We start from the raw sequence: 15,877 nt of genomic DNA, 5'->3' as shown, positions 1-15,877 counted from the left end.
TTATCAGTTATACTAGTAGACATGGGTAAGGTCTCCTCTTCTTAGTTTTTGTCGTGATTAACTAAAGGGTAGGATAACCTTACCTTTCCTATTTATTCATCTTACACAGACTATTGTACGTCATCTTGCTCCGCTCCAAAATAACGGAAAAGCGCTCCGAACCAAAGCCAATCCGCTCCAAAAAGCAGAAAAGCGCTCCAACCACACTGGAATTAGCTCTAAACTGACAGCGAGCTGCTACAAAGAGAACTCTTCAGAAAACCGACACACTGCTAAAGTACAGAAAAGTCTATCAAAAAGTATAAATGCCTTTTTCGATTTTTAGTTAATTCATATTCTCTACGCTTTTCCATAAGATAAGTATGTTATTATTCAGATAAGGGAGGCGTTAGGATGTGGACACAAGAAATAGTAAAAACAGCACGCGGAGATTTCGAAATTTTTCGGAAAGGGGAAGGGAGACCCTTATGCTCAACGCATTTATATAGTTCTTTTAATGAGCTAGGTGACTATTTTACTGAGGCGTTTACCGATCATTTTTCTGTTATTCTCGTTAATCTCAGAGAAGCTGGTAATTCTTGCAAAGCGCAAGAAGAGCAGCAATTAAGTATGGCGGAGTCAGTTTATGATTTGGAAGCTATAAGAGAGGCGCTTGGCTATGATACATGGGCTTTTGCCGGACATTCAACAGGCGGCATGCTTGGATTAAAGTATGCAATTTTAGCTCCGGATTCTTTAGCAAAAGTGATTGTCGGCGGGGCAGCTTCGTCCAAACGATATATGATGCATCCGGGAAGCATTTACTGCAAGGAATCACCTTATAATAAACGATTGTTAGAGATTTTGAATATATTAAAAACATCTACAGACAGAGATGAACGACGTAAAGCTAATAAGGAATGGTCAGATATGTCCTTGTACTATCCGGAGAAAAGGGATAAATATTTTCAAAAACCGAGCAGCGGGAAAACGGTCGGTAAGCGGCTGGATTATTATTCATACACTGAATTACCTGAATATGATATTACGGAAGAATTAACCGATGTGAGCGTCCCCGTCTTTGTATACTGTGGTGTTCATGATGCACAATGTCCGTATGTTTTTTCAGAGGAAATAGCGAATCAATTAACTAATTCCAGACTGTATTCGTATCGTTATAGCAACCATTTTCCGTTCATCGAGGAGAAAAAGAAATTTAACAAGATGGTTCATCAGTTTGCAAAAGTAGAGGATAGGGAGATTTTAGATAAAGATAAAGCACATTCCTAATTCCTAAAACGAATATGTGGTCAATAGAGATGTTCTTGTGCAGCAACTAGATAAGCAGCCTCATTAATATTCAAGAGCATCTTGTTTGTTTTTAACTCTCCATCCCCATCAGCTCTCGAAGTTCTTCCTCATTCTGTATTAAATCCTCTAAAGTATATTCCTCCAGCACTTTAAAAAATTGAAATAATGCTTTGTTCACAACATGCTTCAAGGAGCAGCCTGGAGAAATCACACAATGGTTGGTGCCTTTATCAAAGCATTCGAGTAAATTAAAATCACTCTCCAGTGAGCGAATTAATAATCCAATATTTATGTCAGAAGCAGGCTTAGCAAGGCGGAATCCACCGTTCCTTCCCCTTACAGATGTTAGTAATCCTCTTTTCGTTAAATCATGAACAACTTTTCTGAGATGCTCTGGAGAGATCGAATATACGTCAGATACTTCTTTGATTGTTGAAAGCTCTTCTCCCGATTTTAACCCGGCGAATATCAAGACACGCAATGAGAAATCCGTATATTTCTTTAAGTTCATGTTATCTTCCCCCACCTGTTAAGCATTTCACATAATTGTAACATAAATATGCTTAGAACACATTGAATCTCCTTTTAAACAGGAATAAGATAAAAAATGTATTCAAAATACATGTTTAAATTAAAAAGATAATATCACTTAAGAGGAGTGTTTTTATGGGGACTACAACAGTTGGGTTAGACCAGAAAACAATCGAAATTATCAAATCAACCGTGCCTGTATTGCAAGAGCACGGAGAAGCTATTACAAAACACTTTTATAAAATTATGCTAGAAAATGAACCGGAATTAAAGAATGTTTTTAATCAAACCAATCAGCGAAAAGGTGGACAGCCGAAAGCTTTGGCTAATACGGTCTACGCAGCGGCAGCAAATATTGAGCACTTAGAGGATATTTTGCCGCACGTGAAACAAATAGCACATAAACATACAAGCTTAAACATAAAACCAGAACAATATCCTATCGTAGGAAAATACTTATTAATTGCGATTAAAGAGGTACTTGGAGACGCTGCTACAGATGAAATTATCAATGCATGGGAAGAAGCATACGGCGTTATTGCAGATGTATTTATCGACATCGAAAAAGAAATGTATGAAGAAAAACAAAATACACCTGGAGGATGGGTTGGATTTCGTGACTTTACGATTGTTAAGAAAATCCCAGAAAGTGAAGTCATTACCTCTTTTTATCTGAAGCCAACGGATAATGGTAAACTTCCATCTTATCAACCAGGACAATATATCACTTTAAAAGCACAAATTGAGGGAGAGCCTTATGACCATTTGCGTCAGTACAGCTTATCTACAGCCCCCGGACAGGACTTTTTACGAATCAGCGTGAAGCGAGAAGATGAGCATAGCCCTGAAGGTATTGTATCTAATTATCTGCATAATCAGGTGGAAGAAGGTGCTATTCTCCCAATCAGTGCACCATCTGGGGACTTTGTATTAATTAATACGGAACAAAAACCTTTAGTATTAATTAGTGGAGGAGTCGGTTTAACACCGTTAATGAGTATGTTAGAAACAGCTGTTAAGGAACAGCCTGATAGAGAAATTATCTTTATTCATGCTGCAAGATCTCGCGCATTTCACGCGATGAAGGACAATGTAGCATCGATTGCAGAAGCTAACAAACAAGTAACATATTATACAGTTTATGCGGATGAATCTGATTTGGATAAATGTGATAAACAAGGACGCATTGACTACGATTGGTTAAAAACCGTTATTCCAACTGCAGACGCATCTTTTTATCTATGCGGTCCCAAAGGATTTATGGGGGCTATGAACAGTCATTTAAGAAAAATGGATGTGGCGGAAAGCGATATTCATTTTGAATTATTTGCACCGATGGACGAGATTGCGAATTAAAAGAAAGAGGCTGACCGGCTTTTATAAAGGGTCAGCCTCTTTGGTTTTATCTTGGCAGGAAAAACAGATTAATGTGTGATTTTCTTGTATAATACCTTCTAAAAAACCGTTGTTACAATAGATTTGTTTTCTACAAGAAGCGCATGTGCCTACGAATTCTTTTTCCATACGTGTTTCCCCCCCTCGGTTTATTTTAGTATATTATTCTAATTTGGTATTTGTAATGTTCAGATAATAATGTGATTGCATAATAGAATAAAAGAAAATAGCCTATCCTGATAGATTTTTCACCCATCAAACGCCAATTTTAAAATATCTAGAAAAATGCTATAATAGTGGTAACGCTTTCTTGTTGAACAAACTGAAAGGAGCATTAAGGTGTTCGAATTATTGATTACGCTAGTAGAACGAGTTGGAATTATTGTAACGATAGCCTTCATTCTTACAAGGTTTCGCTTCTTTCGGAAAATGTTTTATCAGGATCAGTTGAATCGCCAACAAAATCTCACTATACTTGTTGTAAACGCATTCATGGATAAGGTTATGAAGGAGGAAGAGAGAAATTGTATACATTTCTTGCAGGCATCGTATTGTTAATTGTCGGTTATTTTACATATGGGAGATTTATTGAGAAGCTTTTTGGAGTAAAGGAAAATAGGCCAACGCCAGCTTATGTCGATGGGGATGGTGTAGACTATATTCCGATGAGTACACCAAAAAACTCACTGATTCAGTTATTAAATATTGCGGGTACAGGACCTGTATTTGGACCAATTATGGGGGCGCTTTATGGACCAGCTGCGTTTATCTGGATTGTGGTCGGCTGTATCTTTGCAGGTGCGGTTCATGATTATTTAACAGGAATGATTTCAATCCGCAACAGGGGAGCACATTTGCCCGAACTAGCGAGTAAGTTTTTAGGGAAGGTCATGAAGCATGTCGTCAATGGATTTGCAGTGCTGTTATTATTATTAGTTGGTACAGTGTTTGTTTCCACCCCGGCGAGTCTTCTTCATTTATTAGCTGATGGGCGTGTCGCACTATGGATATTTATTGCATTTATTTTTGCCTATTATATTTTAGCTACATTGCTTCCAGTCGATAAAATTATTGGCAGATTATATCCTTATTTTGGAGCTTTACTACTAATTAGTGCATTCGGTGTTGGGGTTGGCTTAGTAGTAACAGGAGCTCCGATTCCAGAGCTCTCCTTGCAAAACTTTCATCCAGAAGGTACAGCGATTTTTCCATTATTATTCTTTACTATCTCTTGCGGTGCTTTATCAGGTTTCCATGCAACACAAACACCGATTATTTCACGCACAACTAGAAGAGAGAAGGAAGGACGCAAAATATTCTATGGCATGATGATTGCAGAAGGAATAATCGCAATGATTTGGGCTGCTGCTGCGATGAGTATGTTCAATGGCTATAATGGATTAAATGAAATTTTAGCTGCCGGCGGACCTGGAGCTATTGTAAGCGAAGCATCTACAACACTTCTAGGCGCAATTGGAGGAACGCTTGGAGTAATTGGCGTTATTGTGCTTCCAATCACTTCCGGCGATACAGCCTTCCGCAGTGCGCGTATGATTATTGCCGATTATCTAAAGGTTGCCCAGAAAAAAATATCAAGTCGGCTATGGATTGCCTTGCCACTATTTACTGTTTCTGCTGTGCTAACGCAAATTGATTTTAATTTATTGTGGCGCTACTTTAACTGGGCAAACCAATCGACAGCAGTAATTGCTCTCTTTGTTGGATCAATGTATCTCTATATTGCTAGAAAAAATTATTTTGTGGCCTTGATTCCCGGAACGTTTATGCTAGTAATGGTTATTGTATATATTATGTCACAGCCGATTGGCTTTAATTTACCGATGAATATATCATGGGGAGTTGGATTTGCTGGTACAGCTGTACTTTTGGTAGTATTCTTTAAAGCTGCTAAGAAAGCACGAGCAAACAATATTCCACTTGAGGTAGATGTTTCTGATTGGAAGAAGGCTTCTTAAAAAAGAATGGTATGATTAATATAAAAGCCTACTGTTATAAAGCATCCTTAACAGTAGGTATTTTAATACCTACATTTTTAGATCTCGATATCCTTTTGACCATATATGGACCTTTTTGATTTTAAGGAAGCTCTGAACAAGAATGGATTATGCCCCTGTTACATTTATTTGCCAATCCATCTGTATCTCGTTTACCTTAGAATTCATGTAGGTTTGAAAATTCTTTTTTATTTAAGCAAGTACAGGATACTGATAGATCCAGCTAATTTTAATCCACGCACCCATATAGGATGCGAAGCTAATATTGGCGCAAGAGTGTGCTTCTTGCTGATTTCAATCCACGCACCCATATAGGATGCGAAATACGGCAACAATGTCAGAAGCACTGCCTAAGCAATTTCAATCCACGCACCCATATAGGATGCGAATGTGTGCTCTCGTCAGTATGTTCGATGGCTATCGATTTCAATCCACGCACCCATATAGGATGCGAATCAGGTGCAAATGCTGTAGGTAGTTTTAAATTTTGATTTCAATCCACGCACCCATATAGGATGCGAAGAATTTGGGTATTATTATTAATCGTTCTTATGTGATTTCAATCCACGCACCCATATAGGATGCGAAACAATGCCGATTACACAGACAATAAATCCTCGCTATTTCAATCCACGCACCCATATAGGATGCGAAATTCTTATTTCTGCCAACAACTTTTAGGTGATTATTTCAATCCACGCACCCATATAGGATGCGAAAAAATAAAAATCGAAGAAAAAGCAAATGCCCCAATTTCAATCCACGCACCCATATAGGATGCGAATCAGTTCCATATTTTCCTGATGGACCGACAAACAATTTCAATCCACGCACCCATATAGGATGCGAAATATATGGGGATGGATGGCGAACTAAGAGTAATATTTCAATCCACGCACCCATATAGGATGCGAACAAATCTTCCTTCATGTACTTGTGTTCTCCTTTAATTTCAATCCACGCACCCATATAGGATGCGAAGGTCAATCTGACCCTGTTATCGCTCCGCAGATAAAATTTCAATCCACGCACCCATATAGGATGCGAAAGCGCAGATAATGCGCCCTAGTACCACAAAGTTTCAAAAACAAAAAAGTGCTAACCAAATCTCAAAGTAAAAATTTCACTTGATATCTTCACTTCGATTCTTGCAAACACTTGCTATAAAAGAGGTGCTAACTTCCTTAGTAAGTTGTGTTCGCTTTAGGTTAGCACTAATGAAATGAATCTTTATTTCTCTAGTAACTACTATTTTATCATAGACACCGTACAAGCACATCAAAGGATCCCAAAATTCAGATATAAATGAATCCGCTATCTATGAGAGAAGGACTGTCTGTGATACACTCTAACTATATAAAATCAAGAGGGAGTGCTTGGTCATGATTAAACATATCGTACAATGGAATCACCGTGCAAATTTTAGTGAAACTGAGAAAAAAGAAAACGCGGAGAAAATCAAAAGAGAATTAGAGAGTTTAAAAGATAAGATAGATGGTGTTGTATCTATTAATGTGATTATTAATCCACTAGCAACAAGTGATCGTGATATTATTCTGGATAGCGAATTTGAGACGGAAGAGGCATTACAACAATATCAAACACACCCCGAGCATGTCCGTGTAGCTGGCTTTGTGAAAGAATGTGTACAGGATCGTGTCTGTGTAGACTATCAGCTATAATAATAGATAAAAGCAGTGTAGAAAGATGTTCTATGCTGTTTTTTTACATAGAGATATAGTGTTATTTGTAATCAATTATTCAGAGGAAAGAGAGGTAATTTTATGAGTGATAAATGGTTAGAATGGGCGAAGCAAATCCAGGCTATTTCTCAGGCGGGATTGACTTTCACAAATGACATGTATGATAGAGAGCGCTATGAACAACTGCGTACGCTAAGCATCGAGATTATGGAAGAATATACTAACTTAGATTTTGAATCCATTCGTGAATTATTTGCTAATGAAACAGGTTACCAGACTCCAAAAGTGGATGTGCGTGGTGTGATTTTTAAGGATAATCGTATTTTAATGGTACGTGAAAAGCACGATGATGCTTGGGCGTTACCTGGAGGATTTTGTGATATTGGTGAATCCCCCAGGGAAAATGTTATTAAAGAAATTCAAGAGGAAGCGGGTTTTCATGTTCATCCCGTGAAACTCCTGGCTGTTTTTGATACAAATAAACATCCGCATCCGCCACAACCCTATCAGTACTATAAACTATTTATTCAATGTGAGATTATTAGTGGAGAAGCGAGTTTGGGAATGGAAACAAAGGGAATTGATTTCTTTTCTGAGGATAATCTACCTCCTCTTTCGTTAAACCGGAATACAGAAACACAAATCAAACGTTTGTTTGAATTTCTACGACAGCCAGAAAGGCCAACTTGGTTCGATTGATAGAGAGTCTAGATAGAAAGGTGCGGGATGAAATTACTTCTAAAATAAGGGAGTAATTTTTTTAGTCAAATACCTTGCAAAACAAGATAATATAATTTAGAATAATTAATATCTTGTTATACAAGGTATGTGGAGGTGAAAGGATATTGTCGCAAACACAGATGCTAAAAGGTATTTTAGATGGTTGTCTACTTGCTATTATTAATGTTAAGGAATGCTATGGATATGAAATGGCATCACGATTAAACGATTATGGCTTTGATTATGTCAGCGAGGGAACGATCTATCCGCTACTTATGCGAATGCAGCGAGAAGAGTTGATAATATCGACTCGAAGAAAATCAACAGCGGGTCCAAAACGGAAATACTACCGCCTGACAGATAAAGGAGAAAAAGCATTACAGGATTTTATTTATAGATGGGAGCAATTAGACAAAAGTGTAAATGCCATTATACATAGAGAGATAAGAGAGAAGGGAGAATAACGATGAATCGAACAGAGTTGAGTGATGAAAGTAATCGATTTATAGAAAAGCTACGTCTTTATTTATTTAGCAAAGGCAAGAAACAACGTGAGATTGAAGAGATTGCAGAAGAACTAGCCGAGCATCTCTATGAAGCGGAACAAAATGGGAAGTCTGTTGAACAAGTTGTAGGAAATTCACCACAGGAATATATGGATAAGATAGAAGCAGAAATGAATAAAAATCCAGGCGCATTCTGGTTTATACCTTTTATCCTCTTGGGACCAATCATCTTTTGGATATATGACGATTTATTGCCGGCTATGTTATACGGAGAAATTATCGGTTATAGCCTGTTTAATATGATTGGTACAGCTGTTATTAGTATTTTATTAATTATAGGAGTTATCTTTGCAGTAAGGTATACGTCTAAAAATCAATTGTCTGGTCTAAAAGAAAATGTTATTTTGACGATTCCAATTGGTATCAGTATGCTTTTGTATGTTGCTATTTATTTTCTAGATGGTTATGTCGAAACACCGCTGATTATTATTAGTTCACTAGGAAAGATAATCTTGTTTGTTTTAGTGACACTAATTGTTATTGGTATATCCATTTGGGCAAAGACCTGGATTCTCCCGGCTTTTTTAATAGCTTGGAATTTACCGCCTATATTGCTAGAACTCACATCACTAGGAGTGGATATGCAAGCTTTGTTGAGCATGATTCTGACAATTGTAATTGCTGGGAGCTATATCTATTTTGAATTTCAGAAGGATGAAAAGCAGTAAGAAGCCCAGAGGATTAAGTGTTTTTACATTTCTTCTGTTATAAGTGTTTATATTTTTCTAAACAAGTAAGATGGATTTTGGTAAGATAGTGATAAAGGAAGTCCTTTGACAAGCGAAAATGAAAAGACTACACAAATATGATACATGACAAGAGGTGCGTAACATGAAAGGTTATTTAGCAAATGGATTATTTTCGATGGGCGATCGTTATGTGAATGAACAACTGGCAAAGGAAATTCGTGAAGCTGTTCCAGAGATAGATCTATATGTACCACAAGAAAATGACGCAATTAATGATAAGACGGCTTTTGCGAATAGTAAGCAAGTAGCAGAAGCAGACTTATCTAAATTAGAGGAGAGCGATGTTTTAATCGCCGTATTGGATGGAGTCGAAGTGGATTCTGGCGTGGCGGCAGAAATTGGAGCATTCTCTATGCTTAACCGCCCAATTGTCGGAGTATTTACTGATACTCGTCAGCAGGGAAGAGATAACCAGAAAAAGCTGGACGCACTAGTGGAAGATGCTTTAGAAAATCAATTTATTTATCGTAATTTATTTCTAGTGGGATTAGTGAAACGGAATGGTGTCATTACCTCTTCTATTGAAGAAGCAGTAGAAGCTGTTTTAGAGGTTAAGAACAATCTTATATAATAACGAAGAGAAAATCTGGGCGGTTATTCCAAACTTTACTTGGGAGGTCCTTGATTTTCTTTTTTTATTTAAAATTATAGAAATAATACATACGCAATCCTCTTGACAATACCTGTACGGGGTATGTTAATATGAAAGTAGAAAAAGGAGGAGGTTAGAAAATGAAGAATGAGACAATTCAAGTTCAAGGTATGTCATGCGGTCATTGTGTAAAGGCTGTAGAAGGAGCTGTAGGTGGTCTGGATGGAGTAAATACAGTGAATGTTCATCTAGAAGAAGGAAACGTAGATGTTTCTTTTGATGAGAGTAAAGTGAAGTTAGACACTATTACAGAAGCAATTGAAGATCAAGGATATGACGTGGTGTAAGTCATTTCTTTTATGAAGCGTTTAGATAGAAAATAAGGGTCGTGCAATATATATTCTGCACGATCTCCTTTTTAAACAATTACATACCCCTTACAGGTATGGAGGTGGTTTAAGTGGAAGCTAAAAAAGAAGTCACATTACCTATTGAAGGAATGACGTGTGCAGCATGTGCAAACCGGATTGAAAAAGGTTTAAAACGAGTCGAGGGCGTGAATGATGCCCATGTTAACTTTGCAATTGAAAAATCAACGATTCATTATAATCCAGAGCAAACATCAGTAGGCGAATTTGAAAAGAAAATTGAACAGCTTGGATATCACGTCAAGCATGAAAAGCAAACCTTTGATGTAGAAGGAATGACGTGTGCAGCATGTGCCAATCGAATTGAAAAGCGTCTAAATAAAATGGATGGTGTGAAAGAAGCAAATGTAAATTTTGCAATGGAAAATGTGACGGTGGAATATAACGATGAACAAGTGAGCACGCAGGATATGATGGAGATTGTGGAAAAGCTTGGTTACGCTTTAAAACCTCAAATATCCAAGGAAGAGACATCTAGTCGGAAGGAAGAAGAAATTCGTAACCAAACGGGGAAATTTATCTTTTCTGCTATTTTGACGTTTCCGTTGTTATGGACGATGGTGACACATTTTTCATTTACGTCCTTTATTTATTCTCCGGATATGTTAATGAATCCATGGGTGCAACTGGCACTAGCGACACCTGTTCAATTTATTGTAGGGAAGCAGTTTTATGTAGGGGCTTATAAAGCATTAAGAAATAAAAGCGCGAATATGGATGTGCTGGTTGCTTTAGGAACTTCCGTAGCCTATCTCTATAGTATTTTTCTCGGTATAGAATGGCAAATTAATGGCGCAGTTGGCATGCCTGATCTTTATTTTGAGGCGGCATCCGTGATTATTACGTTAGTTATACTCGGGAAATTATTCGAGGTTCGTGCAAAAGGACGTACTGGTCAAGCGATTAAAAAGCTGTTAGATATGCAGGCTAAAACCGCCCGTGTCATTCGGAACGGTGAAGAATTGGAGATTGCGATAGAAGAAGTAGCAGTCGGCGATCATATTATTGTTCGACCAGGTGAAAAAATACCAGTTGATGGAGATATTGTGAAAGGGAAATCAGCTGTTGATGAATCCATGATTACTGGAGAAAGTATTCCCGTGGATAAAAATGTCGGGGATAAGGCAATTGGATCCACAATTAATAAAAATGGAATGCTGACGATAGAAGCAACCAAAATTGGAAAAGATACAGCGCTTGCCCAAATTGTGAAAGTAGTGGAAGAAGCGCAGGGTAGCAAGGCGGATATTCAGCGTGTGGCTGACCGTGTATCGGGTATCTTTGTGCCTGTCGTTGTTGGTATTGCAATCGTGACATTTCTTATTTGGTATTTCTTTGCAGCACCTGGTGATTTGCGTGCAGCCTTGGTACCGGCGATTACGGTCCTGGTTATTGCTTGTCCGTGTGCGCTCGGATTAGCGACGCCCACTTCTGTGATGGCTGGTTCCGGCCGAGCAGCGGAGTTAGGTGTTTTGTTTAAAGGCGGAGAGTATTTAGAAAATACACGATTAATTGAAACCATTGTATTAGATAAAACAGGAACCGTTACGAAAGGTGAACCAGCGTTAACGGATGTTGTTCCACAAGGCGACGTTACCAAAGAAAACTTATTAAGAATGGCAGCTTCTGCAGAAAAACATTCAGAGCATCCGCTTGCAGAAGCAATTGTCAAAGGAGCAGGAGAACAAAATATTTCATTAGCAGAAACAACTGACTTTGAATCGATACCTGGAGCTGGTATTCAGGTAACTTGGGAAAAGAAACCTCTTTATATCGGAACGAGAAAACTGATGAAACAGCAAAATATTGATACCAGCAAGATGGAGGAACAAATGACAGAACTGGAAGCTGACGGGAAGACAGCCATGCTTGTTGGCTATGAAGGCGTCCTTGCAGGAATGATTGCCGTGGCAGATACGGTAAAAGAAACATCTAAAGAAGCCATTCAACGTTTGCATGAACAAGGGTTAGAAGTTATTTTGCTTACCGGGGATAACGAACGGACAGCGCAGGCAATCGCAAAAGAAGTCGGTGTGGACCGAGTTATTGCAGAGGTTCTTCCTGAACAAAAAGCAGATCAAATCAAACGGGTTCAAGAGGAAGGCAAGAAGGTAGCCATGGTTGGTGATGGTGTCAACGATGCTCCAGCCCTAGCCGTAGCTGATATTGGTATGGCGATTGGAACAGGAACAGATGTAGCAATAGAAGCAGCAGATATTACGCTGATGCGCGGTGATTTGCATAGTGTTGCTGACAGTATCGAGTTGAGTGCAAAAACCATGCGTAATATTAAGCAGAATTTATTTTTTGCATTTGTATACAATTCCGCGTCCATTCCTGTAGCTGCAATCGGATTACTTGCTCCTTGGGTTGCCGGGGCAGCAATGGCATTCAGTTCTGTATCGGTTGTACTGAATGCACTTCGATTACAACGGTTGAAGCTGAAAAGGGGGTAATGCATCATGTCTATTAAAAAATGGGTGAGTTTAGGGATTATCTATGTATGTATTGTCTTTATGGCTTATGGTGTCATTACAGGAAATAACCCATTTGAGAGCAATGAGATGGAGTCCCATGACCATGCAGAGGTGCAAATCTTAGAAGTCAATGAAATGCTTTAGTATAGAAATAAAGGATGACAGCTTGTATTCTTGGGTGAAGAATGCGAGCTGTTTTTTTTTAGTTTTGTATCTATTGATAGGAACCACGATAAGCACAACTTCTTTATTAGGAATGCTGCTCCCATATTTTAAGTTCATTGATGGAGATATAGAAAGAGAAGAGGTGCCGTTGTTAGAAGGAAAGTGATTGATTTCATAAAACAAAACTTCACTCAGCAGGAGTTGTTATTTTCTCACTCTGCTGAATGAAGTTTTCTATATCGATTGTTGAAAGTTTTTCTGTTTTCTCTACTTTCTTTAACCCTCTTCCCGTATGGACTTATCGGCCAACTGCATAATGGTCATATCGTCCATTGGCGGGTTATGCAGGCCTGCGCGGACATCGCGGTAATAGCGTTCAAAATTATTTTTCAGCTTAAGGCTTTGTGCGCCGACAACGCGCATGGCGAGGTCTACACCTTGCACTGCTTTATTGGTAACAGACAGTTTAACAGCTCCTAATTCCGGTCCCATTGTATTTCGAGCTTCCTCATCACTTTTATCCCATTTATCAGCAACTGCGTGGAGAAAGTACGCTGATTCCAGTAAAAGAAGCTCTAAATCACCTAGTTTTTGTTTCACATTCGGCAGCTCAGAGATGGTTCCCTTAATGCTGTTTGGGGAATAGCTTGTTGCAAAAGAAACAGCATCTTTTTGAGCAGCTTGGGCAATACCGAGATAGCATGCCGGAATATGTAAGAGCCATCCTGCTGGTTTTCTTTTTTGATTCGAAATAATTTCAACCAGATCTTCTTGATCCAAATGAACCTGGTCTAAAACAAGGTCATGACTTCCTGAACCGCGCATGGCAATGGAATCCCATGTTTCTTCTACATTCACACCCTCGCGATCTCGCTTTACCAGGAAATTACCAACATCGTCTGTTCCGTCAATCGATGCACTGACAACAAAATAAGTTAATATTGGCGATAGGGTGGTAAACGTTTTTCGGCCAGTGATCACCCAGCCATTATCTTTTTTCACAGCTGTTGTTTCTGGTTTACCTCCACGGGTCGGGCTTCCTGTAGCCGGTTCCGTTGCAGCGTTATTTAATAATGCGCCATTTTCAATAACGTTTTTGATAACCTTCGTATAAACATTTTCATCCCAAGACTTACTTTCACCTAAATGCTTCATAATACCCATATGCCAACCAATAGATAATGCAGTTGAGCCATCTGCCTGAGCAATGATTTGCTGATAGGTAAGTAATTCATCGAGGGAGATACCTGCCCCTCCATATTCCTTTGGTACAGTTAGTGCAGGATATCCAATTTCCTGTAAGTCTTTAAAATTATCGTATGGAAAGGCATCATCTGCAAGTTGGCGAACCCTCTGCTTAAAAGGTTTCACTGTTTTAGATAAAAGTTGAATTCGCTCTTCTTTTGTATGTAATTGAAGTAAGTTAGTCATACAAGTATTCCTCCTCGTAAAAACAAATTGTATAAAACAGATAAGTTTAATTAATGTTATTATTTCATTGTTTGGGGAATAGTTCAATTATCTGGCATTCATTTAAAATGCACTATTTTTACCCTTTGCGGAGTGCCAAATTTTTAAAATAGAAAATTCACTATTTGTACTGAAATAGGGTAAACTAAAGGAAGAGATAAAGTACGTGAGGAGTGTTTGCATTGAAACAAGACCCTAATTTAACACCTTTACCAGATTCGTTTTACAAATACCCTACCTTACAATTAGCAAAAGAACTTCTAGGGTGTATTTTAGTAAAGCAAACGGAGGAAGGGACGAGCTCTGGATTTATTGTGGAAACAGAAGCTTATCTAGGAAATGCTGACAGAGCAGCGCATGGATTTGGAAATCGGAGAACGAAAAGGACAGAAATTCTCTATTCTGAAGCTGGAATGACCTATACACATCTTATCCATAATCACTGTTTGATTAATGTCGTCAGCGCAGAGGAAGAGGTGCCGGAAAGTGTTTTAATCCGAGCGGTAGAACCATATACAGGAATTGATGAGATGCTGGCTCGCCGTCCAGTGAAAAAAATTCAAAACTTAACAAGTGGTCCGGGAAAGCTGACACAGGCTTTAGGGATTAATATGGCAGATTATGGGCGCTCTCTTAAAGAGCCCCCACTATTTATCGCTGAGGGAAAAAAGCCGGAGAAAATAAGTAGTGGACCACGAATCGGTATCGATAATTCTGGTGAGGCAAAAGATTATCCGTATCGATTTTGGGTTTCCGGTAATAAGTTTGTTTCTAAATAAACATGGAAATGCCCGCTATCATTTTATGGATAACGGGCATTTATTAGAGAATAAGGCGGCTATGAACATTCAATAGGAATGGTCCTCACCGGATTGTTATTGAAAATATGGCTTTCTACCTTTTATAATTCATTAAAAAAGCAGGAAGGATTAGAGCTGCCTCCCTGCTTTTTCCCATTATTAATCATTGTCAATAAGCAGTAAAATCTTGCCGTGATCCAGTCTTTCTTCTAGTTCACTTGCTTCTGCCTGAGAAAATCCAAGTTCTTTGAATTTTGCTCGCAGTTCATCACCTTTTTTTCGGAAAATATTATTGACTACTGTCCCCAATCCTTCTTCTTTTACGCCTACTGTGTTTGCATCGACATTTTTAGCAACTCTATCCGTACGGTCATCATCATGGGACATGACATACAAATTGTCCTTGGAAATACCTTTTTGAGATTGTAATTTTACTTCTTCGATTAATGCTTGGTCATCGTGGAATTCTTTAACGATAGGTTTCATTTGAAATCCTCCTTATTGTTATTCTAAATTTCCTTTTATAACGACTTATTTGTTATATACCCGCTGCAAATATAGTTAAACTAAAAAAGGGGCTTAAGTTATAATTCCGTTTCAATAGAAGCTGGGTCGGCTAGCTACTTAAGATTAAATAGTATCCGCTCGAAAAAGAGGAAATCCGCTCCATCTGAAAGAGGTCCCGCTCGAAAAAAGGAAAAAGCGCTCCACCCGAAAGAGTATCCGCTCGAAAAAGAAAAAAAGCGCTCCACCCGAAAGAGTATCCGCTCGAAAAAGGAAAAAAGCGCTCTACCTGAAAGAGGTCCCGCTCGAAAAAGAGAAAAAGCGCTCCACTCAAATGAATACCCGCTCCAAATTCAATCACCATCCTCAGACTTCCCAAAGGCAGGTTTGAGTAAAAAACAGTGATAATCTATAATAATAGTAGGTATTAAAAGAAAAAGTAATAGTTTTGAAATCATTATTAATCTTGTTA

The 15,877-nt window shown here is 38.5% G+C and carries 16 protein-coding genes and 1 CRISPR repeat array; of the genes, 12 read left to right on the top strand and 4 right to left on the bottom strand.

Annotated features, from left to right (window positions below; translation table 11 throughout):
- Positions 1-393: 393 nt before the first annotated feature.
- The gene (locus tag KI343_RS10815) at positions 394-1,269 is read left to right on the top strand and encodes an alpha/beta fold hydrolase (RefSeq protein ID WP_212926431.1); all 876 of its coding nucleotides are present in this window, start codon (positions 394-396) and stop codon (positions 1,267-1,269) included.
- A gap of 91 nt (positions 1,270-1,360) precedes the next feature.
- Here KI343_RS10815 and KI343_RS10810 read toward each other — a convergent pair whose 3' ends face one another.
- On the bottom strand, positions 1,361-1,801 hold the full coding sequence (locus KI343_RS10810; protein ID WP_212926430.1) for an RrF2 family transcriptional regulator: 441 nt from the start codon (positions 1,799-1,801) through the stop codon (positions 1,361-1,363).
- Between the two features lie 155 nt (positions 1,802-1,956).
- Here KI343_RS10810 and hmpA point away from each other — a divergent pair, with 155 nt between their 5' ends.
- Complete coding sequence (gene hmpA, locus KI343_RS10805; RefSeq protein WP_212926429.1) at positions 1,957-3,177, top strand: NO-inducible flavohemoprotein; 1,221 nt, start codon at positions 1,957-1,959, stop codon at positions 3,175-3,177.
- A 21-nt stretch (positions 3,178-3,198) separates the two neighbouring features.
- Here hmpA and KI343_RS10800 read toward each other — a convergent pair whose 3' ends face one another.
- Positions 3,199-3,345: a hypothetical protein gene (locus tag KI343_RS10800; protein WP_212926428.1), complete on the bottom strand. Its 147-nt coding sequence runs from the start codon at positions 3,343-3,345 to the stop codon at positions 3,199-3,201.
- 395 nt (positions 3,346-3,740) lie between these two features.
- On the opposite strand from KI343_RS10800, the gene KI343_RS10795 reads away from it, so the two are divergent.
- The 9 genes from KI343_RS10795 (at position 3,741) to KI343_RS10755 (ending at position 12,610) form a co-directional block, all read left to right on the top strand.
- Complete coding sequence (locus KI343_RS10795; RefSeq protein WP_212926427.1) at positions 3,741-5,192, top strand: carbon starvation CstA family protein; 1,452 nt, start codon at positions 3,741-3,743, stop codon at positions 5,190-5,192.
- Between the two features lie 265 nt (positions 5,193-5,457).
- A CRISPR array of direct repeats spans positions 5,458-6,279; the repeat unit is 32 nt; unit sequence ATTTCAATCCACGCACCCATATAGGATGCGAA.
- A 334-nt stretch (positions 6,280-6,613) separates the two neighbouring features.
- The gene (locus KI343_RS10790) at positions 6,614-6,913 is read left to right on the top strand and encodes a Dabb family protein (protein WP_212926426.1); all 300 of its coding nucleotides are present in this window, start codon (positions 6,614-6,616) and stop codon (positions 6,911-6,913) included.
- Positions 6,914-7,015: 102 nt separating this feature from the next.
- A complete protein-coding gene (locus KI343_RS10785; RefSeq protein ID WP_212926425.1) occupies positions 7,016-7,633 on the top strand; it encodes an NUDIX hydrolase in 618 nt (205 codons plus the stop codon).
- A 143-nt stretch (positions 7,634-7,776) separates the two neighbouring features.
- Complete coding sequence (locus KI343_RS10780; protein WP_212926439.1) at positions 7,777-8,118, top strand: PadR family transcriptional regulator; 342 nt, start codon at positions 7,777-7,779, stop codon at positions 8,116-8,118.
- A 2-nt stretch (positions 8,119-8,120) separates the two neighbouring features.
- On the top strand, positions 8,121-8,888 hold the full coding sequence (locus KI343_RS10775; protein ID WP_212926424.1) for an HAAS domain-containing protein: 768 nt from the start codon (positions 8,121-8,123) through the stop codon (positions 8,886-8,888).
- Between the two features lie 163 nt (positions 8,889-9,051).
- Positions 9,052-9,540, top strand: coding sequence for a nucleoside 2-deoxyribosyltransferase (locus KI343_RS10770; protein ID WP_212926423.1), 489 nt, complete (start codon positions 9,052-9,054; stop codon positions 9,538-9,540).
- A 161-nt stretch (positions 9,541-9,701) separates the two neighbouring features.
- Positions 9,702-9,908, top strand: a complete 207-nt coding sequence (copZ, locus tag KI343_RS10765; protein WP_212926422.1) for a copper chaperone CopZ — start codon at positions 9,702-9,704, stop codon at positions 9,906-9,908.
- A 113-nt stretch (positions 9,909-10,021) separates the two neighbouring features.
- A complete protein-coding gene (locus KI343_RS10760; protein WP_212926421.1) occupies positions 10,022-12,445 on the top strand; it encodes a heavy metal translocating P-type ATPase in 2,424 nt (807 codons plus the stop codon).
- Positions 12,446-12,451: 6 nt separating this feature from the next.
- Entirely contained in the window at positions 12,452-12,610 is a 159-nt protein-coding gene (locus KI343_RS10755) for a hypothetical protein (protein ID WP_212926420.1), read from the top strand.
- A gap of 297 nt (positions 12,611-12,907) precedes the next feature.
- On the opposite strand, the gene KI343_RS10750 is transcribed toward KI343_RS10755, so the two are convergent.
- Positions 12,908-14,062 (bottom strand): acyl-CoA dehydrogenase family protein, encoded by a 1,155-nt coding sequence (locus tag KI343_RS10750; RefSeq protein ID WP_212926419.1) that lies wholly within the window; start codon positions 14,060-14,062, stop codon positions 12,908-12,910.
- 221 nt (positions 14,063-14,283) lie between these two features.
- Here KI343_RS10750 and KI343_RS10745 point away from each other — a divergent pair, with 221 nt between their 5' ends.
- Complete coding sequence (locus tag KI343_RS10745) at positions 14,284-14,880, top strand: DNA-3-methyladenine glycosylase (RefSeq protein WP_212926418.1); 597 nt, start codon at positions 14,284-14,286, stop codon at positions 14,878-14,880.
- A gap of 180 nt (positions 14,881-15,060) precedes the next feature.
- On the opposite strand, the gene KI343_RS10740 is transcribed toward KI343_RS10745, so the two are convergent.
- Positions 15,061-15,387, bottom strand: coding sequence for a YflT domain-containing protein (locus KI343_RS10740; RefSeq protein ID WP_212926417.1), 327 nt, complete (start codon positions 15,385-15,387; stop codon positions 15,061-15,063).
- Between the last annotated feature and the right edge of the window lie 490 nt (positions 15,388-15,877).

The organism is Oceanobacillus sp. J11TS1, assembly GCF_018333215.1.
Classification (GTDB): domain Bacteria; phylum Bacillota; class Bacilli; order Bacillales; family Amphibacillaceae; genus Oceanobacillus.
The sequence above is the reverse complement of the archived record's forward strand: the minus strand, read 5'-3'. Positions and strand labels throughout refer to the sequence as shown.

Excerpts from the sequence above, each read along its gene's own strand:
- KI343_RS10750 (WP_212926419.1), bottom strand. The coding sequence starts at position 14,062 with ATGACTAACTTACTTCAATTACATACAAAAGAAGAGCGAATTCAACTT.
- hmpA (WP_212926429.1), top strand. The coding sequence starts at position 1,957 with ATGGGGACTACAACAGTTGGGTTAGACCAGAAAACAATCGAAATTATC.
- KI343_RS10770 (WP_212926423.1), top strand. The coding sequence starts at position 9,052 with ATGAAAGGTTATTTAGCAAATGGATTATTTTCGATGGGCGATCGTTAT.
- KI343_RS10815 (WP_212926431.1), top strand. The coding sequence starts at position 394 with ATGTGGACACAAGAAATAGTAAAAACAGCACGCGGAGATTTCGAAATT.
- KI343_RS10810 (WP_212926430.1), bottom strand. The coding sequence starts at position 1,801 with ATGAACTTAAAGAAATATACGGATTTCTCATTGCGTGTCTTGATATTC.
- KI343_RS10775 (WP_212926424.1), top strand. The coding sequence starts at position 8,121 with ATGAATCGAACAGAGTTGAGTGATGAAAGTAATCGATTTATAGAAAAG.
- KI343_RS10790 (WP_212926426.1), top strand. The coding sequence starts at position 6,614 with ATGATTAAACATATCGTACAATGGAATCACCGTGCAAATTTTAGTGAA.
- KI343_RS10740 (WP_212926417.1), bottom strand. The coding sequence starts at position 15,387 with ATGAAACCTATCGTTAAAGAATTCCACGATGACCAAGCATTAATCGAA.
- KI343_RS10755 (WP_212926420.1), top strand. The coding sequence starts at position 12,452 with ATGTCTATTAAAAAATGGGTGAGTTTAGGGATTATCTATGTATGTATT.
- KI343_RS10800 (WP_212926428.1), bottom strand. The coding sequence starts at position 3,345 with ATGGAAAAAGAATTCGTAGGCACATGCGCTTCTTGTAGAAAACAAATC.
- copZ (WP_212926422.1), top strand. The coding sequence starts at position 9,702 with ATGAAGAATGAGACAATTCAAGTTCAAGGTATGTCATGCGGTCATTGT.
- KI343_RS10785 (WP_212926425.1), top strand. The coding sequence starts at position 7,016 with ATGAGTGATAAATGGTTAGAATGGGCGAAGCAAATCCAGGCTATTTCT.